This window comes from Halobacillus amylolyticus (genome assembly GCF_022921115.1).
Taxonomy (GTDB): domain Bacteria; phylum Bacillota; class Bacilli; order Bacillales; family Halobacillaceae; genus Halobacillus_A; species Halobacillus_A amylolyticus.
On record NZ_CP095075.1, the window covers coordinates 1,587,992 to 1,606,148 of the forward strand.

The 18,157-nt window shown below is 41.1% G+C and carries 17 protein-coding genes and 1 other annotated feature; of the genes, 7 read left to right on the forward strand and 10 right to left on the reverse strand.

All coding sequences use genetic code 11. The features are described from left to right. Positions 1-17: 17 nt before the first annotated feature. The gene (locus MUO15_RS08360) at positions 18-209 is read right to left on the reverse strand and encodes a hypothetical protein (RefSeq protein WP_245035100.1); all 192 of its coding nucleotides are present in this window, start codon (positions 207-209) and stop codon (positions 18-20) included. Positions 210-567: 358 nt separating this feature from the next. On the opposite strand from MUO15_RS08360, the gene MUO15_RS08365 reads away from it, so the two are divergent. Both MUO15_RS08365 and MUO15_RS08370 read left to right on the forward strand, forming a co-directional pair. After that, positions 568-756: a hypothetical protein gene (locus tag MUO15_RS08365; protein ID WP_244752098.1), complete on the forward strand. Its 189-nt coding sequence runs from the start codon at positions 568-570 to the stop codon at positions 754-756. Positions 757-1,115: 359 nt separating this feature from the next. After that, positions 1,116-1,565, forward strand: a complete 450-nt coding sequence (locus tag MUO15_RS08370; RefSeq protein ID WP_245035101.1) for a CBO0543 family protein — start codon at positions 1,116-1,118, stop codon at positions 1,563-1,565. A gap of 142 nt (positions 1,566-1,707) precedes the next feature. Here MUO15_RS08370 and thpD read toward each other — a convergent pair whose 3' ends face one another. The 3 genes from thpD to MUO15_RS08385 form a co-directional block, all read right to left on the reverse strand. Further along, positions 1,708-2,610, reverse strand: coding sequence for an ectoine hydroxylase (gene thpD / locus MUO15_RS08375; RefSeq protein WP_245035102.1), 903 nt, complete (start codon positions 2,608-2,610; stop codon positions 1,708-1,710). A 481-nt stretch (positions 2,611-3,091) separates the two neighbouring features. After that, positions 3,092-3,229, reverse strand: a complete 138-nt coding sequence (locus MUO15_RS08380) for a DUF1801 domain-containing protein (RefSeq protein WP_396266347.1) — start codon at positions 3,227-3,229, stop codon at positions 3,092-3,094. Positions 3,230-3,446: 217 nt separating this feature from the next. Further along, the gene (locus tag MUO15_RS08385; RefSeq protein WP_245035103.1) at positions 3,447-4,922 is read right to left on the reverse strand and encodes a catalase; all 1,476 of its coding nucleotides are present in this window, start codon (positions 4,920-4,922) and stop codon (positions 3,447-3,449) included. Between the two features lie 532 nt (positions 4,923-5,454). Between MUO15_RS08385 and MUO15_RS08390 the strand changes: the two genes are divergently transcribed. Together MUO15_RS08390 and MUO15_RS08395 are read left to right on the forward strand one after the other, a co-directional pair. After that, positions 5,455-6,789, forward strand: a complete 1,335-nt coding sequence (locus tag MUO15_RS08390; RefSeq protein ID WP_245035104.1) for a copper amine oxidase — start codon at positions 5,455-5,457, stop codon at positions 6,787-6,789. A gap of 78 nt (positions 6,790-6,867) precedes the next feature. After that, a complete protein-coding gene (locus tag MUO15_RS08395) occupies positions 6,868-7,530 on the forward strand; it encodes a class F sortase (protein WP_245035105.1) in 663 nt (220 codons plus the stop codon). An 86-nt stretch (positions 7,531-7,616) separates the two neighbouring features. Here the strand turns inward: MUO15_RS08395 and MUO15_RS08400 are convergent, their stop codons facing one another. Beyond that, the gene (locus MUO15_RS08400) at positions 7,617-8,480 is read right to left on the reverse strand and encodes a GAF domain-containing protein (RefSeq protein WP_245035106.1); all 864 of its coding nucleotides are present in this window, start codon (positions 8,478-8,480) and stop codon (positions 7,617-7,619) included. A gap of 184 nt (positions 8,481-8,664) precedes the next feature. Between MUO15_RS08400 and MUO15_RS08405 the strand changes: the two genes are divergently transcribed. Together MUO15_RS08405 and MUO15_RS08410 are read left to right on the forward strand one after the other, a co-directional pair. Next, the gene (locus MUO15_RS08405; RefSeq protein WP_245035107.1) at positions 8,665-9,783 is read left to right on the forward strand and encodes an NADH-dependent flavin oxidoreductase; all 1,119 of its coding nucleotides are present in this window, start codon (positions 8,665-8,667) and stop codon (positions 9,781-9,783) included. Positions 9,784-10,017: 234 nt separating this feature from the next. Then, on the forward strand, positions 10,018-10,983 hold the full coding sequence (locus MUO15_RS08410; protein ID WP_245035108.1) for a nuclease-related domain-containing protein: 966 nt from the start codon (positions 10,018-10,020) through the stop codon (positions 10,981-10,983). A 187-nt stretch (positions 10,984-11,170) separates the two neighbouring features. On the opposite strand, the gene MUO15_RS08415 is transcribed toward MUO15_RS08410, so the two are convergent. From MUO15_RS08415 to MUO15_RS08435, 5 genes are all read right to left on the reverse strand, one after another. Continuing rightward, positions 11,171-12,433: a glutamate-5-semialdehyde dehydrogenase gene (locus MUO15_RS08415; RefSeq protein ID WP_245035109.1), complete on the reverse strand. Its 1,263-nt coding sequence runs from the start codon at positions 12,431-12,433 to the stop codon at positions 11,171-11,173. Between the two features lie 54 nt (positions 12,434-12,487). Then, complete coding sequence (gene proB, locus MUO15_RS08420; RefSeq protein ID WP_245035110.1) at positions 12,488-13,621, reverse strand: glutamate 5-kinase; 1,134 nt, start codon at positions 13,619-13,621, stop codon at positions 12,488-12,490. A 57-nt stretch (positions 13,622-13,678) separates the two neighbouring features. Beyond that, a complete protein-coding gene (gene proC, locus MUO15_RS08425; RefSeq protein ID WP_245035111.1) occupies positions 13,679-14,521 on the reverse strand; it encodes a pyrroline-5-carboxylate reductase in 843 nt (280 codons plus the stop codon). Between the two features lie 326 nt (positions 14,522-14,847). After that, a complete protein-coding gene (locus MUO15_RS08430; protein ID WP_245035112.1) occupies positions 14,848-15,174 on the reverse strand; it encodes a thioredoxin family protein in 327 nt (108 codons plus the stop codon). Positions 15,175-15,501: 327 nt separating this feature from the next. Then, a complete protein-coding gene (locus MUO15_RS08435; RefSeq protein WP_245035113.1) occupies positions 15,502-16,119 on the reverse strand; it encodes a DUF421 domain-containing protein in 618 nt (205 codons plus the stop codon). A 99-nt stretch (positions 16,120-16,218) separates the two neighbouring features. After that, positions 16,219-16,431, forward strand: a binding site (T-box leader). A 41-nt stretch (positions 16,432-16,472) separates the two neighbouring features. On the opposite strand from MUO15_RS08435, the gene argS reads away from it, so the two are divergent. Continuing rightward, positions 16,473-18,155: an arginine--tRNA ligase gene (gene argS / locus MUO15_RS08440; RefSeq protein WP_245035114.1), complete on the forward strand. Its 1,683-nt coding sequence runs from the start codon at positions 16,473-16,475 to the stop codon at positions 18,153-18,155. The last annotated feature ends 2 nt before the right edge of the window (positions 18,156-18,157 follow it).

Consider the following 18,157-nt stretch of genomic DNA (forward strand, 5'->3'; position numbering starts at 1 on the left):
AAATAAGTATGCTTTGACTAAGATTTAACTAGTTTGTAAAGGCGAACTATGCTTCCGCAAGCAATGATCAAACCGATTAACATGTAAAATACCCCATTGCTTGTTTCAAAATCATTCATTGTATATACAACAATAACACCCATTGCAACGGCGAGAATAAAAAGATTGAAAATAAAGTAAAATTTCTTAAATCCCTTTAATTCGCTCATTATATCCCATCCTACCCTAAGAAAAAGTTACCTTTATATCATAAGAATACAAGAAGAAAGGCGCTACTCAAAGGAATGAATCGCATCAGCTTTGTTGGAAGCAAAATAGCTATATAATTTCCCAATGAAAGCATCAATATCAGTCGTTGGCTGCCTTCGATCAAAATTTTCACAAATGCAGACCGTTGTTTAGTTATTGAGTTGTGATGATCCACTGCATTTCGGAAGCCTGTTAAGATTACTACCTATTATAGGATGAACAGGTGAAGGAACTCTCAAAACTGCACTCCTTCTGTGCATAATCATTCTAAATCTGGGCATAATACAGCAGGACTAAAGTTTAAGGAGCTGAATACCTATGGAGCATAACAAAGTCACTGACCTACAGGCGTTAGGACAAGAAGCCTACGCCGACCTAGAGGATATATCAAAAGCCATGAGTCAGCTACAGGCAGGGTATAGCAAGGACATACTAGAGCAAAAAAAACAACTCAAGCTAGATGTATTGAAAGCTGTAGGTACTGAGTTAGATAGATATAAGACCTAGAAATAAGGGGCTTAAACAGCCTCCCTAACTTTGGTTATCACTAAAAGTCCTAACATGGAATCATTATTTGTTTGGGTTATTAGCGCGAGATACCTGTTTTCCTTCATCTCACACACACTTAGATACCACCCTACAGCCTACTAGCATTTACGCGCTATCAGCTAATTTTCAGGTTAACCCTATCCTCAAGGAGGGGAAACTGAATAACTATCATCTATACCCTGTTGCTTCATCGTATTTCCCAACATCATTTAGTCTCCTTCTCACGCTTCATATCGGTCTCACATACAAGGAACATCAGCATTTCCTCTAAAACCGGATATAAATGGACTGTTCAAGCTAAAAAAGGGGGGGATAAAATGACCTTTTTACTTATAACTGTAGCTATATTCCATTTAACAGCTATTTTTGTCCGTAAAAGAGTGACATGGATAGACATCTATGGCACAGTTCTTTTCACCATCTCTTTCCAACTTATTGTAGACACTTACCTTGATCTTAAATATAATCTATATGGCTATTTTGACAAAGGGGCAGACTTTGAGACGCTTATCTTCATTTTTGGTATATATCCAGTAGTAAACATACTTGTTGTAAACTTTTTCCCAAACACTAAGGGATTAGTTACAAAAATCATATACATATTAGCTTGGTCAATCTTCTCAGTGGCTTACGAATTTTTACTTTTGTGGAATGGGATTTTCTATCATAGTGATCAATGGCATATTTGGTACTCTGGACTAATCTACCCTTTCCTCATCATTATTTTATTACTCAATTTGAAACTGATTAACTTTATAAAAAAATAGTTCACTGAAAAATTTTTCCATAGTAGTCCAGTGATATTAGATAATAAAAAAGCTGTTTCAAAAGGAAGGTTACTCCGTTTTGAAACAGCCCATTTTATAGCCAGTAACTTCATTATTAGGAAAGTTCCCAAGCGCTTGAATCTTATTTACTACTGCTTAATGTTGGTACACCATCTCGTACAGCAATGAATTCGGGACGTTTCTTCCCTCCTGAATATGGCTCAACAAGTTGGTTTTCCACGCTATTATAAACCATGAATAAGTTATTACGGCTATACGGTGTAATATTGCCGTTTGACCCGTGCATGGTATTACTTTCAAATAAAGTGATAGAGCCTGCTGCTCCCGTTGGTACGGAAATGCCGCCGCCTTGATCAGCAAGCCATCTCAAGCTATCATGATCGGGAATTCCAAGCTTTTGTTTTTTCAAGGATTCCTTATAGTTGTTGTCCGGTGTTTCCCCTACGCAGCTGACATAGTAGTTATGGGACCCAGGTATTAGCATTAAAGGCCCGTTGAATGTATAGTTATCGGACAAGGCAATTGATAAACTGACCCCTCTCATCCGCGGCATTCCGTCCTCTACATGCCATGTTTCAAAATCAGAATGCCAATCAAACTCTTTTCCTGTGAAACCTGGTTTATAATTGATTCGGGATTGATGAATATAAACATCACTTCCAAGAAGATGGTTTACGATATCAAGCAGACGTTGATCGTTTGCTACTTTATTAAAGTAGTCGTCATCCTGATGAACGTGAAAAATCGATCTAATTTCATCACTTTGAGGCTCACGAATCACTTTGTCTGAACTCACACCCCCACTGGAATCCTGAAGTTCGAAAATACCTTTCTGCATTTCAGATACTTCCTGTTTAGAGAAGAAATTCTCAATTTGTAAAAAGCCATTTTCCTCATAGAAATCAAGCTGTTCCTCTGAAATAGGGGCTAGACTATCTTTGGATCGATCTGTGTGAATCACAGGATCCTTTCGTTTCATAATCTCCGGCCTGTTATTTTTTCTTGAAGGATAAAGGTCTTTCATTAAAAAAACACTCCTTGTCAAAAAATGATATCTTCGAAGCCGATTTCCTGGTTGTGCTATTATTACTGGCTTTCATATGGGAACTTTCCTACGTACAGAACCCATACCCACCTGAAATAATGCTAAACACTACCTTATAGAAAAAGTTTTTAAAAAGGAGTAAAGCTTTGAATAACACAAAATAATGGAGTAAATAACTGATACTATCCATAGAAAGCTTTTGTAGAATCCTCATTGTTTCTCACCGTGTTTAATGAGGTTTATTTGATGTGGTAGCCGACATTACCCCTTTAGCTACTGCACAACAGACTTTAGGTTCCACGGGATTCTATAATTGTCAATGTAACACTAAAAATGAAGCTGGGGTCTATTTTATTTATTATTTAATGCCATGGCTTCCTGTAACAAAGCGATGTACAAGTCTGGCCGAATATCCACTTCTTTCTTTACTCTTATATGACGCATCCTTTTCCCTTCTCCTTCAAGCAAGCCTTCCTTTATCTGTAAGTTCTGCACCTCGGTAGAAACCTAGGTTAACATGGCTTTTAGCGGGTTGGATATAGCAGATCAACCCATCTTGTGAATAACTAGGCATCAACCACTTGAATTCCTCAACTATCTCTTACGAGGACTCAAATATAAGCATTCTCAGATTCCTAGCTGCTTCTTCATATGAGTGGGAAGCTTTTCAATGAATTGATCAGCCTTTTTATTCTTTGGAAAATGTTGAATCTTTTAAATCAAATGCCGTTGTAACATGACAAATAGATACAACGATCTTTTCATTTAAACAAAAAGAAACCCTGCCCCCGGGTAAGGAAGCAAGGTTAACAACGTTAGACTGTCCGCCCTACATATTCATCTAAATCGATCTTAGACTTTTCAGCGAGCAATTTACCTAAGCTTTCATCAGCCTGATAAAAGTTAGCGATCGCTCGACCTACGATGTTACGGTCTTTAATCTGGTCAAAATCACCAAGAAGGTTTCGGACTAATGCATCCTTCTTGTCCTGGTCGTAGCTTCTATAAATACGTCCAGCTTGACCGTAGTAGTTGGGTTTATCAATGATGGAACGCTCGATTTCACCGCTTAACGGCTGGGCAGGCTCTTCATACCCTTCGACAGGTGCTGGTTCACCCTCGGCACTGTTAGGTTCATAGTTTGTATGGCTGATTCCGGTATTCCGTGCCATGAAACCTTCCTGTTGATTATTACTCACATCAACTTTCGGTCGATTAATAGGCAGTTGCTGGTAGTTTGGTCCAACACGGTGACGCTGCGTATCAGAATATGAGAATAAACGACCTTGGAGCAGTTGGTCTTCAGAAGGCATCATACCAGGTACGAGTACACCTGGGTTAAAGCCAACTTGCTCTGTCTCTTCAAAGAAGTTATCGACATTTTTATTTAATGTCATTGTGCCAACAAACTCCCACGGTACATCCTCTTCCAACCAGTCCTTCGTCGCATCAAGAGGATTAAAGTCAAAGTCATCCAATTCGTCAGGACGAAGAACCTGAACATACAGATCCCATTCTGGATAATCTCCTTCTTCAATGGCATTATACAAATCCACGGTTGCATGGTTAAAGTCTTTACCTTGTACCTCCTGAGCTGCATCGGGAGTTAAGTTTTTAATCCCTTGCTTCGTTACCCAGCGAAGTTTAATATAGAACGTTTCTCCTTGCTCGTTATACCACTTGAAGGAATGGACACTTGAACCACGCATATTGCGGTACGTCGCCGGAATTCCTTCATCTGTAAATAAATGAAGCATCATGTTCGTTGATTCGGGTGACAAGGACATAAAGTCCCAATATCGTGCAGGATCTTGAACGTTTGTCACCGGATTCGGTTTTAAGGAATGAATCACATCAGGGAATTTAATGGCATCACGAATAAAGAATATTGGAAGCGTGTTCCCAACGAAATCATAGTTCCCTTCATCTGTGTAGAATTTAACAGAAAAACCACGAGGATCACGCGCTGTTTCTGGAGAATGTTTTCCGTGAATGACAGTTGAAAAACGGGTGAAAACGGGTGTTTCTTTTCCCTCTTCCTGTAGAAATTCGGCTTTTGTATATTTCTTCATACTATTCTTCGTTACAAAGACGCCGTGCGCTCCTGCACCACGAGCATGAACGACACGTTCAGGAATTCGCTCACGATCAAAATGGGCGATCTTCTCTATCATTTGGTAGTCTTCCATAAGAATAGGACCATTTCTACCTGCTGTTTTAGAATTTTGGTTGTCAGAAATAGGTACACCTTGGTTGGTTGTCATCCGTTTACGATTGTTTTTATCAGACATAATACCCTCTCTTTCCAAATAAGTAATAGATGCAAATTCATAGTAAGCAATGGAATCCGTGCTTACTTTTCCTTTACCCTAATGCTTTACCCCTAAGAATAATCCTCAAACTTGTTTTTAATAATTATCATCTAAAAATCTATAAAAAGATTGTAGAAATTTAGGCCATGCATTGTTATGGCCGATATTTTTCTTGTGTAAGAGAAATTGCACGTTTATTTTTAGCCTAAATTATTGTTATCTCAATCTTTTTACGCTTTGTTATAGATTTTAACAAAATAAGTCTATATAACTATTTTTTCGTCACAAATCCGTAACAATCAACAGTTTTTCAAATCTTTTGATGCATAATTTTGGAGAGTAATTGTTTAAGAGAAACGTGGGTGGGTATATCCAAAATGTAAACGGATAACATTTAAAATTATTTCGGGGAGGTGTCTTTGAAAAAGTCCCACGTCAATCAGCATCACCCTAACAGATTCACCTACATATCAGACATCAAAAGGGAAACTTATCTTAGGAGGAATTATTGATGAATTTTAAAAAAGCGTTACTCGCCATCCCGTTAAGTGCCTCATTATTAGTACCTAGTGGACTCGCATTTGCTGATTATAGTCAGCCAGCCATGCCGACAGTTGAAACCCCAGCTGTTGAACTGAGAGCAGATCTTGATCGAATGTTCTCTGAGCATGCCTACCTTGCAATTACGACAATGAGAAAAGCAGCAAATGGTGAGGAGGATTTTAAAGCAGTTTCCGAAGCCCTAAAAGGAAATACTGAAGACCTCACCAACGCTATTGCTTCTGTTTATGGCGAAGAAGCTGGGCAAAAATTTAATGATTTATGGAGCAGCCACATTGGTTATTTCGTTGATTATGTAAAAGCTACTGCTGCCGGAGATGAAGAAGCTAAGCAAGCAGCATTAGATGAACTTGATCAATATAGACAGGATTTCTCCACATTTATTTCTGGTGCAACAGAAGGAGCTATTCCTGCTGAGGCACTTGCAAGCGGCCTGCAAACCCATGTAAATCAATTAATTACCGCATTTGATGCTTATGTTGCTGAAGATTACGATAAAGCATTTATGACGCAAAGTGATGCAATGGAACATTTGTTCATGACAAGTAAAGGATTGTCAAAGGCAATTGTAAATCAGTTCCCTGAGAAGTTTGAAAACACGAAAGCTGTAACAAATGCTGCGAACTTACGCAGTGACTTGAACTTCCTGCTTTCTGAACATTTCGCCCTTGCACAGCAAGCGATGCAGAACGGAATTGATGGGGATCCAGAATTTAAAGCTAACGTAAGTGTTCTTACACAAAATACGGAAGAGCTATCCCAAGCCATTGCTTCCGTTTATGGTGAAGAATCTGGGCAACAATTCAAGGCTTTCTGGAGTGAACACATTGGTTATTTTGTTGACTATGTAAACGCTACTGCAAATAATGATGAAGCAGCGAAGGAGGAAGCTCTGAACAATTTAGATGATTACCGTAAGAATTTCTCTGAATTCATGGCTACAGCTACAGAAGGCGGCGTACCAGCTGATGGTCTAGCTGCAGCTCTGCAAACACACGTAAATCAACTAATTGGTGCATTTGATAGCTATGTCGCTGAAGATTATACTGAAACATGGAACACAGCACGTGAAGGATATGCACATATGTATGGTGCTGCTAAACTATTCAGCTCTGCTATAGTTACACAGTTCCCAGAGAAATTTGCGGGAATGCCTGAAATGCCTGAAACAGGTATGGGCGGTATGAGTGATAACGGAAGCATGAACTGGGTCCTATGGGGACTGCCGCTTCTACTTCTCACCTCTCTATTCGTTGTCCGCAAACGAACAGCTAGTCAACAATAAACATTAAAAGCATTTTTGTTAAGGAGTTGTCTGAAAGCTGGACAGCTCCCTTAACATACATACGGAGGTTGATAGGCAATGGATTATTTTCTAAAAAAAGGCTTTATCCTATACTTTATTCTATTAATCTGCACCATAAGCGGGAGCACAGCCATAGCTGCACCTAACCTTGCATCTGATGACTTCATCCCCTATCGTACACATAGTGATAAACCCATGCCTAGTTTAAAAGCATCCACAGTTGAAGTCCCTGAATATAGTCCTGAAACAACATCCTTTCAAACATTTTCAGGAGTGAAACCTGTTTCCATCGCCATCCCCGCTATCAATATAGAGGCGCCCGTTGAAAATGTGGGACATCTTGAGAATGGGGAAATGGGTGTACCTAGTAACATTCATACAATCGGGTGGTACAAACACGGCGCTAAACCTGGCGAAAGCGGCAATGCCGTCATGGCCGGACATGTCGATGGCAAAGCTGGACCTGGTGCCTTTTATTTTTTAAAAAAATTAGAGAAGGATGACAGGATATTTGTAACAGGGAAAGATGGAAGGAAATTAGAGTTCCGCGTGACCTCTAAACAATCCTACGATCCGGCTCACGCGCCATTGGAAGTTATTTTTGGCTATACGAGCAACAATCAACTGAACTTGATAACGTGTACGGGCGCTTTTAACTATGAGACGGGGAGTTATGTAGACCGCCTCGTTGTCTACACAGAACTAGTAAACCCAGACTAAGAACTTTTATTTAAAGAAAGTTCTTAGTCTGGATTTTCACTATAAAAATATACAGATTCCTTTCGAAACTATGCATAACCGTAGTTTTATTTCTTCTGTAGTACAAAGCCAATATCAGCTAAAGCCCCTTCTAGATTTGCTTTTCTTTTAACACCTTCAAATGTAATATTAAATTCCACAGCCTTTTTTGATAATTCGGGTCCTATCCCGGTTAAAATCGTTTCAATCCCTACCACATTAAGTAAATACACAAGCTTTTGTAAAAATGAATGAACGGTTTGATCTATATCTAAAACACCAGATAAATCGATAACCAGATGATCAAGATCGTATTTCTGACTCTTTGCTAAAACTGATTGAAGCATGTTCTCCGTACGTCCCTCTGTTATATGGCCTAGTATCGGTAAAACACCTACGCCTTCTGTGATAGGTACAAGGGGTGAGGATAATTCTTCTATTTGATCGTTGGCAAACTCAAGCTCTAATACATATGTAATCAGTGATGCCATGACTTGGAACAACTCTAAATGCTCCTCAGAGTATTCAAAAGGCTGCTTGTCCAGACCGCAGATTGTCCCGTAATTATTTCCATTATTCAAGTAGATCGGAATACCGATGAAGCTTCCTCCGCCTAAATCTTTCGTTACGTTTAACTCCCTCGTTAATTCATGGTCAGCAATATTTGATATGGTTAAAGGTTCCATGCCATGTGTCACACTAAGTTTGCAGAAGGTGTCCTCAAAGGGTAAAGAGCTCCCCTCCGTTACCAATTCATCGGCCTGATTATAGACTTTGAGAATATGATTTGTTGCGCCATCATTCTTCGCAATAAAAAGTGTATTAATGCCAATAAATTGACTCATTAAATGTAAAATATGTGTAGCTGCATCATCGAAGTTTTCGAACGAGTGAATCTTTATATCCTGGGCTTCTAATACTCGCCTATCCATGCCACGCCCACTCCCTTTTTCATTATAACCTTTTATAAGTATAACATGAAAAATATTACAGTATGGTCAAACACATAGTGTATAACAAGTCATTTTGTAAGACATCTCTTTTCCAACCGTGATAGACTGTTCATGTTCACTGAAGGAATCATGCATTCCACAATTGACCAAGGAGATGAAGAACATGAGTAAACCCTCAATAATTTTTGACAACTATACATTACCATCAGGTGTCGAATTAAAAAATCGCGTGCTTATGGCACCAATGACAAACTTTCTTTCCAATGAAGATGGATCCGTTTCAAGGAAAGAACTAGATTATTATATGCGTCGTTCTGGCGGTGTTGGTGCAGTAATTACAGCTTGCGCAAACGTGAATGCCCACGGGAAAGGCTTCGAAGGTGAGATCGGTGTGGATCGTGATGAACTCACCGCCGGATTAAGTATGTTAGCTGACGGGATTCATGAAAAAGGAGCCAAGGCCATTTTGCAAATTTATCACGGTGGACGGATGTGCCCTCCTCACCTTGTGCCTAATGAAGACATTGTCAGTGCGAGTGCAGTTCCGGCCGAACGAGAAAATGCAAAAACCCCGCGCGAAATGACGGAGGAAGAAATTCAGCAGACCATTCTCGATTTCGGTGAAGCGACACGTCGTGCAATTGAAGCAGGTTTTGATGGAGTAGAAATTCATGGGGCAAACACCTATTTGCTGCAGCAGTTCTTTTCACCACACTCCAATCGCCGCGGAGATCAATGGGGCGGCAATGTTCGTGAACGCATGAATTTCCCGCTGGCTGTGATTGAAACGGTCAAATCGACCGTAGCCAATCGTGCTACAGAACCATTTATCATCGGCTACCGTCTCTCCCCGGAGGAAAGAGAAGAGCCAGGCATTACAATCGACGATACCTTACAGTTTGTTGATGTACTTGCCGGACAAGGGTTGGACTATTTGCATATCTCCCTGTCTCAATTTAACCAAAGCTCGATGAGAGATAAAAGTGCTGCCACCCCTGTGATCGAACTGATACAGGAACGTGTCGGGAATAGTATCCCAGTTATGGGTGTGGGATCCCTTATTACTCCAGAGGATATTGAGAAATCGTTAGCGACTGTTCCACTTGTCTCCCTTGGCCGCGAGCTACTAGTAGAGCCGGACTGGGTAGAAAAAGTTGAAAACAATAAAGACATCCGTAAAGCGATGAAGTTAACGCAAAAAGAGGATCTTCTTATTCCTGAACCGATGTGGACAAATATCCTAAGTGTTCCAAATTGGATCCCTGTTGATAAAGAAGAATAAAAGAGATAAGCCCGAAAGTTCGTAAGCTTTCGGGCTCCCCTTTCCTAAAGCAAATCAACGTCAGAATTCTCATCATGTTCCAGCGAACCTTCCAATAAAATTGCCATCACTCGCGGGATCACCCCTCAAACTCTCCGTCACAATTTTATCCTCTAGCAACCCCCTTTTTACAACACAGATTGCATCATCAAACCATTGAAGGATTTTCCTGACAAATCTTATAGGAGTGATTTTTTGAAAAAACGAACCAAAACGTTGACACACAGCCAACTTGAGACATTACTTAATCGCTTGCTCCCGGCTCATTTTAAACGAAGCGACGTCGAAGCACAGTTTTTAAAACAGTCGGCCGGCCACTTCGGGGAATCCACTGCCGACCACTACCTCAAATACCTTCCTCACGACCGTTACCACGTTATTCAAGACCTTCGTCTCTTTGATGGAATCCAGTATTTTCAAATCGATGCATTGATCATCTGTACCGAATTCCTCCTCATTCTTGAGGTGAAGAACTATAAAGGAAAACTCATTTTCGACTTTGAACATAACCAGCTTTTTCGCGAACACAATGGTCCAAAAGATATTTTCGCCGATCCCTTCTTACAAGTCGAGCACCAGGAGATTCAGCTTGAACGCTGGCTCGATCAGTTTAACTTCCCCGCCCTGCCCATCCAATCCTTCGTCGTCGTAGCAAACCCCAACACAATTATTAAAACCCACGGCCGTGATCCTCTACGATTAAAGCACCGAATCGTCCGTGCTAAAAAACTGTATACCATGATCGAAACCACAAGAGCCCAATTCAGTCAGAGCATGTTGGCACCGGAACAATTAAACGAATTGGTTTATCTCCTCCAAAAAGAAAATACCCCTTATCGAGGAGGATCAATTCTTGAACGCTTCGATCTCACGGTTGATGACCTGATCATGGGCGTGCAATGTTCGAAATGCCGCACTTATCCCATGTCTCGAAAGCGTGATCACTGGTGCTGTTTGACGTGCGGATTTAAATCTGGGGATGCTCACTTGAAAACGCTACGGGATTACCAGCTATTAATTGCTGATGAGATTACCAATTCTGAATTTAGAAGGTTTGCTTGTTTATCTTCCAGAAAAGTTGCCTGGAAGTTGCTTTCAGAAACTTGTGCCCAGCAATCCGGTCAGACGAAAGACCGAAAATATGTTCTCGATTTCGTTTAGGGAACAAACAATCGGAGTTAGAGAACAATCCTCTCGAGAAAGTGAACAATCACGTTGAGTTAAAGAACAATCCTTCATCGTTAAAGAACAATCCCTTGACGTTAGAGAACAATCACCATCGCCCAACTCAAACAAAACATAAAAACGGAAGGGAACTTATCGTTTCCCTTCCGTTTAGTCCAAACCTTTATCGAATTTGGCCGTCGCCCTTCATTAGGAATTTAATTGTCGTTAGTGCTGGCAATCCCATTGGGCCACGGGCATGCAATTTCTGAGTTGAAATTCCGATTTCGGCTCCAAAGCCTAAGGCGCTGCCATCAGTGAAACGTGTTGATGCATTGTGGTAAAGTGCTGCGGCATCAACGAGATTCAAGAAGGTTTGCGCGGCTTTTTTATCTTCAGTTACGATCGCTTCCGAATGCTTCGTGCCATACGTTTCAATGTGGGCGATCGCTTCGGTAATGTCCTCAACTGATTTTACAGCGATATCTGTGCTTAGATATTCATTCGCCCAGTCTTCTTCGCCAGCGAGCACGGCTCCTGGAATAACCGTCATGACATGTTCATCGCCATGAACATGAATGTTATTTTTTTGCAGGGCTTCAACTAAGGCTTCGCTGTTTTGCTCAAGCCAGTCCTTATGAACGATGAGCGTTTCAGCCGCATTACATACAGCAGGACGGTCCGTCTTCGCATTAATCAAAATGTTGATCGCTTTTTCCACATCAGCATTTTGATCAACATAAATGTGGCAGTTACCGACACCTGTTTCAAGCACAGGGACAGTTGCGTTTTCCACAACAGCCTGGATCAGCTTTCCACCACCACGTGGAATCAGGACATCCACATGTTCTTTCATTGTGAAAAGTTGATTCGTCGCAGCGCGGTCTGTGCTGGCAATGAATTGAACCGCTTCGCTAGGAATCTTCGTTTCAGCAAGACCTTTGTGCATGACTTCAACGATCGCCTGGTTAGAGTTGATGGCTGAAGAACCACCTTTAAGAATAATTGCATTCCCGGACTTAAGGGCAAGTCCTGTCGCATCAACGGTTACGTTCGGTCGCGCTTCGTAAATCATACCGATCACACCAAGGGGCACGGTTACTTTTTCAACTTGGAGACCATTGTCTAATGTCCAATCAGAAAGAATGTTGCCCGTTGGATCATCAAGCTTAGCTACTTCACGCAAACCTTTAGCAAAATCCTCCACGCGTTCTTTTGATAAAGAAAGTCGATCCATAAACGCTTCAGAAAATCCTTTTTCACGGCCGTTCTCAAGATCTTTTTCATTAGCTGTTAAAATCGTTTCGTATTCTTTTTCTAGAAAATCTGCTAAGTGGATGAGTGCTTCATTCTTTTCCTCTGTGGAAAGAACCATTAGTTTCTTTGATGCTTTTTTCGCTTCAATCGCTTGTGCCTCAACGTTCACATTGCTTTTTGTTAGTGTCATCCAAGACCTCCTCGATATTTTTGAAACCGTAAAAGCTTCCTACTGAAACTTTACCTAAACGCCTACCGGTAATGAAACTTCTAAGTGACAAACTAGATCTTTACTTTCAATGGCTGCTAGTTCATAGGATTCAAGTTCTGGTTCAGTTAAGCCGATCATTTTTTTCAGTTGTTCTGACGAATAATTGACGACACCAAGACCTACTTCTTCACCTTCCAAGTCATGAATACGGACAACGGCGCCTTTTTTGAAACGGCCGCTTACGTGATGGACATTCATTGGCAAGAGACTTTCTTTCATACCAACGATCGTTTCTCTAGCGCGGTGATCGATTGTAACATCGCCTTCAGGTCCAGAGTTAAACGCAATCCATTGCTTTTTCTGGTTTAAATTCTCTTGTTCTGAAGTTGGCTCAAAGTAAGTGCCAACCGCCTTGCCATAAACGGCATTATAAACGATTCCGTCTGTGCTAGCTTTCCCTAAGAAAGAGGAAATCCCTGAGGCCATCGCAATCTTAAAAGCATCAATTTTAGACTTCATACCGCCTGTTCCTACTTCACTTCCCGGATCGCCAGCAGCGGCTTCAATTTCCGGTGTAATTTCGTGAACTCGATCAAGTAGTTGAGCATTTTCGTCTTTTCGTGGGTCTGCATCATAAAGGCCATCTATATCTGATAGGATAATCAGATCATCCGCATCTACAAGGCCCGCTACTTTCGCGGATAACGTATCATTATCCCCAAATTTTAGTCGATCGATCGTGATTGTATCATTTTCGTTAACAATCGGGATAATGCCGCGTTCCAAGAGTACATTGATTGTATTACGTGCGTTATTATATCTGTTTTCATCTGAGAAGTCACTGCGTGTAATGAGGATTTGCGAACCCATATACCCGTGGGATAAAAAGAGGTCGGAGTATGATTCCATTAACAATCCTTGGCCTATCGAAGCTGCGGCCTGCTTTTCTGGTAAGGACTCAGGACGTGATAAGCATCCAAGTTTACGATATCCTGCTGCAACGGCTCCTGAAGATACGAGAAGCACTTCATGACCATCATCTTTAAGGCGCACAACTTCATCGACAAGCTTCTCTAGCTTGCGTCGGCTGATTTCCCCGTGAAGACTTGTTAATGAACTACTTCCAATTTTAATGACTATGCGTTTCTTATTTGTTTCGTTAACCAACTTATCACTCCTATTTCTCCGTGTTGTTCTACCTATATGGGTCGATGACTCGTTCATTTATTTTTGTCCCACTAGCATTCCTTCTAGTTCTTTACTCATTTCCTTTGAGCGGCTGGCAGCACCTTTAATCGCTTCTGAGATGGCTTTTCCCCCACCGGCACGATTTAATGCATCAAGACCTGCTGCTGTTGTTCCGTTAGGTGAAGTGACATTTTCACGCAATTCGGATGGAGTAATATCTTGTTCTAACATCATTTTCGCTGCTCCAAGCAGTGTTTGCGCACCAATTTCTCTTAATGTTTCACGATCCAAGCCCTCAGCACTTCCTGTTTCCTCAATGTGTTCCATTAAATAATAGAAGTAAGCCGGTCCGCTTCCCGCAATTCCTGTGAAAACATCCATTTTATCTTCTTCAATCACAAACACTTCACCGATCGATTTCAATAATTCTTTAGCCACGAGAACATTATCCATCGCAGTAAAATGCCCTGGGCAAACAGCGGTTGCTGATTCCCTAAGCATACTTGACGTATTTGGCATCACACGAATGACTTGTTGTTGATCATTCAAACGTTCTTCCATATAAGAAGTAGAAATGCCTGCAAGTACAGATACAAGCACTTGATTTGGGGTGATTTTATGTCTTAAATCTTCAAGAACCGCATCAATATCTTTTGGCTTCATAGCTAAAATAAATTGATCCACTTCTGAAAAATTTAATTCATCTTTTAAAACTGTCCGTACACCATATTTATTTTCAATCTCATTTAGACGATCTTGATTACTTCTATTCGTAACAATTATTTGTTCTGCAGGAATGTTCCCGGATTCAACCATTCCAGAAATCATCGCTTCCGCCATGGATCCTGCACCTAGAAAAGCAATCGTTTGTTTGATCATATGAGTTAATCTCTCCCGTTCACGTTTTTTGTTCGCTCTTTAATATGACGTTTTTTATACTAACACTTGCGAAATGTATATCAAGGGTTTAAAGGCAAGTCATGCTTATATACTCCAATTAGTTAGCGTAAGCGGTTTCATGGAGAGTTATTTGTCATTCATCCTCTCTCATCGCAAATAATTACGTCTCACGCGCGTATATGGAGATTGTTTTTTTGAAAAATTGCAGATAAACCCCACAAACCGCTATAAGTGATAGAACATTAGTAAAATGAAATTGACCAAAAAAAGACCCGATGCTATGTGCAGCATTCGGGTAATCGTGTTTACTCTTGTATAAATCGATTATATTTGGCTAACTGCTGGTTTAGTTCCTCCATTGGCACAAAACGTGCTTTGCGAAACAGTTCCTTTCCTTCAGAAAAGACGATCACGGCAGGCACTGTAAATACCGTGTATCTCCCTGCAATCATTTTAACTTCATTAACGTCCACATGGATCGATGTAAAACGAGGATACTCTTCAAGTAGTTTTTCAATCTGTGGAAGCAGGCTATGGCAGACTGAACAGCCTCGGCTGGAAATATAAACTAATGAAAGCAGCTCCTCATTAATGACATTCTGAACCTCATCGATCGTTTGAATTTGTCTCATAGTTGTCACCTCATTGATTAACTACCATTGTAGCAGGTCTTAATCGATATTTCACTGAAATGTGCCTTCGACCGTTACAATAGGGGTGAGCAAGTTTATGAACATCGACAACATCTTACTTGCCGACTTACTAGTATAAGCAAGAATTTTTTTAAAAAGGAAAGACTGAGTGCATACGACCTATTCCTACCCCGATTCAATGGACGATTATTAGTCTGTTTACTCTTATCTCCAATAAATTTGCCTTGTCCGAGCAGGTACAAATGAAAAATTGACCTATCCATCTAGCATATATTTATATAGGTAGAAAGTCGTCTGAATAAGGGTTTACTGAAGCTGTTGCGGTGGATTTTGGTTCCGTCCCTTATCTTCTACTTCTTTAAAAATATCATTGCTATTTGATTTAGGAGACTCCTGAACACCGACATTTGATCCTAAAGCATTCTTGAGGCTTAGAATTTCTTTCTTCATATCTTCTATGTCCTGCTTAGTTGCAGGTTTGTTATCTTCCTTCAGTTCATAACCGACTTGTCCATTCGGTTCAAGTGTCGCCGATTTCAAATCACTAATTGCCGTAACATTTTGCTGCCTTAGTTTCATTTCAAGCTGATCCACAGTAAACCGAAGTTTTTTTAGATTTTTTTCATCGAGCTGTCCATTCCTAATGATAGGCACAGACTCACCAGTAATAAACTTTTCCAGCCAATTCATCTTTACCTGTCCATATTCGATAACGACTAGTGTAAGCACAAGCACTGCCCCGACGCCAAACGTTGTCCAAACGTTTCTTCCTGCCACAGGCTGAATCAATAATGAACCAATCCCAATCATAATCACCGTTTGGGCTAACGTCATTTGAGAAATTGACTTTCTCCCTGCGATTCTTAAAATTAAGGTGCCTACAACAATAATTAAAACGGCTTTCCATATCCAATCCCAATCCATAATCATCCTCCTCGCTCCCTTAGTGTGCCATAGTATAAAGCAACTATTCGAAAAAAGCATTGCAATCCATGTAGCACTCCGCTATAATCTGAACAATACCTAAATTCAGCGATAAAGAGAGTAACTCTTAGGAAGTCGCCTAGCGAGTCAGGAATGGTGTGAGCCTGACCGATTCCTCATGAGTGAACCGGACTTTGGAGAAGCCGCTCCGAAACATAGTAGGAGCCCGCCGGGGATGACCCCCGTTATCAACTTCAAGTGGCTGCTTGCAGCTATAAGAGTGGTACCGCGAGCCTAAACCTCGTCTCTTCAATGAGACGAGGTTTTTTTATATTTAAGAGGAGGAATTAACTATGGAAAAAAACGTCCTTGCCTTACAGCTATCCCACCTACTAGGAGAAGAGTACAGCCGCGACTGGGTGTACTCGCTCATTGAAATTCCTAAGCAAGAAAAACTCGGCGATTTGGCGTTCCCATGTTTTCAACTCGCCAAATCGTTTCGTCAGTCCCCTGCCAAAATTGCTGATCAACTTGCACCGCGATTGAAACATGATTTGTTTGCGAGCGTTCAACCAACCGGAGGGTATATCAACATCTTCCTCAATCAGCGCTTCGTCACTGAACATACGCTTAAACAACTGTTAACATCAGGCACAGACTATGGCTCTCATGAGTTTGGAGCAAACAAAAACGTTGTGCTCGATATGTCTGCACCTAATATTGCTAAACCCTTTTCTATGGGACACTTGCGCTCGACTGTCATCGGTAATGCGCTTGCTAACTTAGCGGAAAAATGTGGCTATGAAACAGTAAAAATCAACTATATAGGTGATTATGGTACACAGTTTGGCAAGCTGCTTGCTGCCTACAAAAAGTGGGGGGACGAGGAACAAGTCCGTGCTAATCCACTCCCTGAGCTAACGAAGATGTATGTTAAGTACCATGGGGCATCACAACATGATCCTACCCTCATCGAAAATGGCCGTGATTGGTTCAAGAAACTTGAACAGAATGACCCTGAAGCCATTAACCTTTGGAAGTGGTTTAAAGATGCCTCATTGACAGAATTCAATAAGATCTATGACCTGCTTGGTATTTCGTTCGATCTCACGCGCGGGGAAGCCTATTACAATGACAAAATGGATGCAACCGTTGATTTATTAAAAGAGAGACAATTATTAACGGAATCGGACGGTGCTATGGTGGTACCTTTAGATGAAGAGGGTCTCCCTCCTTGTTTAATTAAGAAAAGCAATGGGACAACGATTTATGCCACACGTGATTTGACCGCTGCCATTGATCGCTATCGCAGCTATCAATTTGACGAGGCACTCTATGTGGTTGGCCACGAGCAGACGCTCCACTTCCAGCAGATCAAGCATGTATTAACGAAACTAAACCTGCCGTGGGCCCAAGATATTAAACATATTTCGTTTGGGATGATGCTTCAGAATGGTACAAAAATGTCGACAAGGAGAGGCAAAACGATTTTATTAGAAAAGGTGCTAAAAGAGGCGATTGAGCGAGCAAGAGCGAATATTGAGGAGAAGAATCCTGGCTTGGCTGATAAGGATCTGGTGGCGGAGCAGGTCGGGGCTGGTGCAGTTATCTTTCATGATTTGAAACATGACCGTCGTAATGATGTGGAGTTTTCACTTGAGGATATGTTGACGTTTGAAGGTGATACGGCACCATATCTGCAGTATGCATATGTGCGAGCCCAGTCGATTCTTGATAAGGGCGGGTTTGAGCTTGATAAAGCTGATGCTTCCCTTGATGACTCACTGGCATGGCCTTTAGTAAAACAGTTGCGTCATTTTCCTAATGTTGTTGAAAAGGCTTATAGGGAATACGATCCATCGAAGATCGCGAGGTATTTGCTTGATGCAGCAAAAATGTTCAATAAGTATTATGCGGGTACACGAATTTTGCAGGATAATCAGCTGGATGCGCGTTTAACGTTGGTGCACGGCTTTTCACTCGTAATCAAAGAGGGGCTGCGTTTACTCGGTATTCAGGCACCCGAAAAAATGTAGCA

What these genes read in the sequence shown, in the direction of transcription:
- MUO15_RS08360 (WP_245035100.1), bottom strand. Translation starts at nt 209, where the DNA reads ATGAGCGAATTAAAGGGATTTAAGAAATTTTACTTTATTTTCAATCTT.
- MUO15_RS08365 (WP_244752098.1), top strand. Translation starts at nt 568, where the DNA reads ATGGAGCATAACAAAGTCACTGACCTACAGGCGTTAGGACAAGAAGCC.
- MUO15_RS08370 (WP_245035101.1), top strand. Translation starts at nt 1,116, where the DNA reads ATGACCTTTTTACTTATAACTGTAGCTATATTCCATTTAACAGCTATT.
- thpD (WP_245035102.1), bottom strand. Translation starts at nt 2,610, where the DNA reads ATGAAAGACCTTTATCCTTCAAGAAAAAATAACAGGCCGGAGATTATG.
- MUO15_RS08385 (WP_245035103.1), bottom strand. Translation starts at nt 4,922, where the DNA reads ATGTCTGATAAAAACAATCGTAAACGGATGACAACCAACCAAGGTGTA.
- MUO15_RS08390 (WP_245035104.1), top strand. Translation starts at nt 5,455, where the DNA reads ATGAATTTTAAAAAAGCGTTACTCGCCATCCCGTTAAGTGCCTCATTA.
- MUO15_RS08395 (WP_245035105.1), top strand. Translation starts at nt 6,868, where the DNA reads ATGGATTATTTTCTAAAAAAAGGCTTTATCCTATACTTTATTCTATTA.
- MUO15_RS08400 (WP_245035106.1), bottom strand. Translation starts at nt 8,480, where the DNA reads ATGGATAGGCGAGTATTAGAAGCCCAGGATATAAAGATTCACTCGTTC.
- MUO15_RS08405 (WP_245035107.1), top strand. Translation starts at nt 8,665, where the DNA reads ATGAGTAAACCCTCAATAATTTTTGACAACTATACATTACCATCAGGT.
- MUO15_RS08415 (WP_245035109.1), bottom strand. Translation starts at nt 12,433, where the DNA reads ATGACACTAACAAAAAGCAATGTGAACGTTGAGGCACAAGCGATTGAA.
- proC (WP_245035111.1), bottom strand. Translation starts at nt 14,521, where the DNA reads ATGATCAAACAAACGATTGCTTTTCTAGGTGCAGGATCCATGGCGGAA.
- MUO15_RS08430 (WP_245035112.1), bottom strand. Translation starts at nt 15,174, where the DNA reads ATGAGACAAATTCAAACGATCGATGAGGTTCAGAATGTCATTAATGAG.
- MUO15_RS08435 (WP_245035113.1), bottom strand. Translation starts at nt 16,119, where the DNA reads ATGGATTGGGATTGGATATGGAAAGCCGTTTTAATTATTGTTGTAGGC.
- argS (WP_245035114.1), top strand. Translation starts at nt 16,473, where the DNA reads ATGGAAAAAAACGTCCTTGCCTTACAGCTATCCCACCTACTAGGAGAA.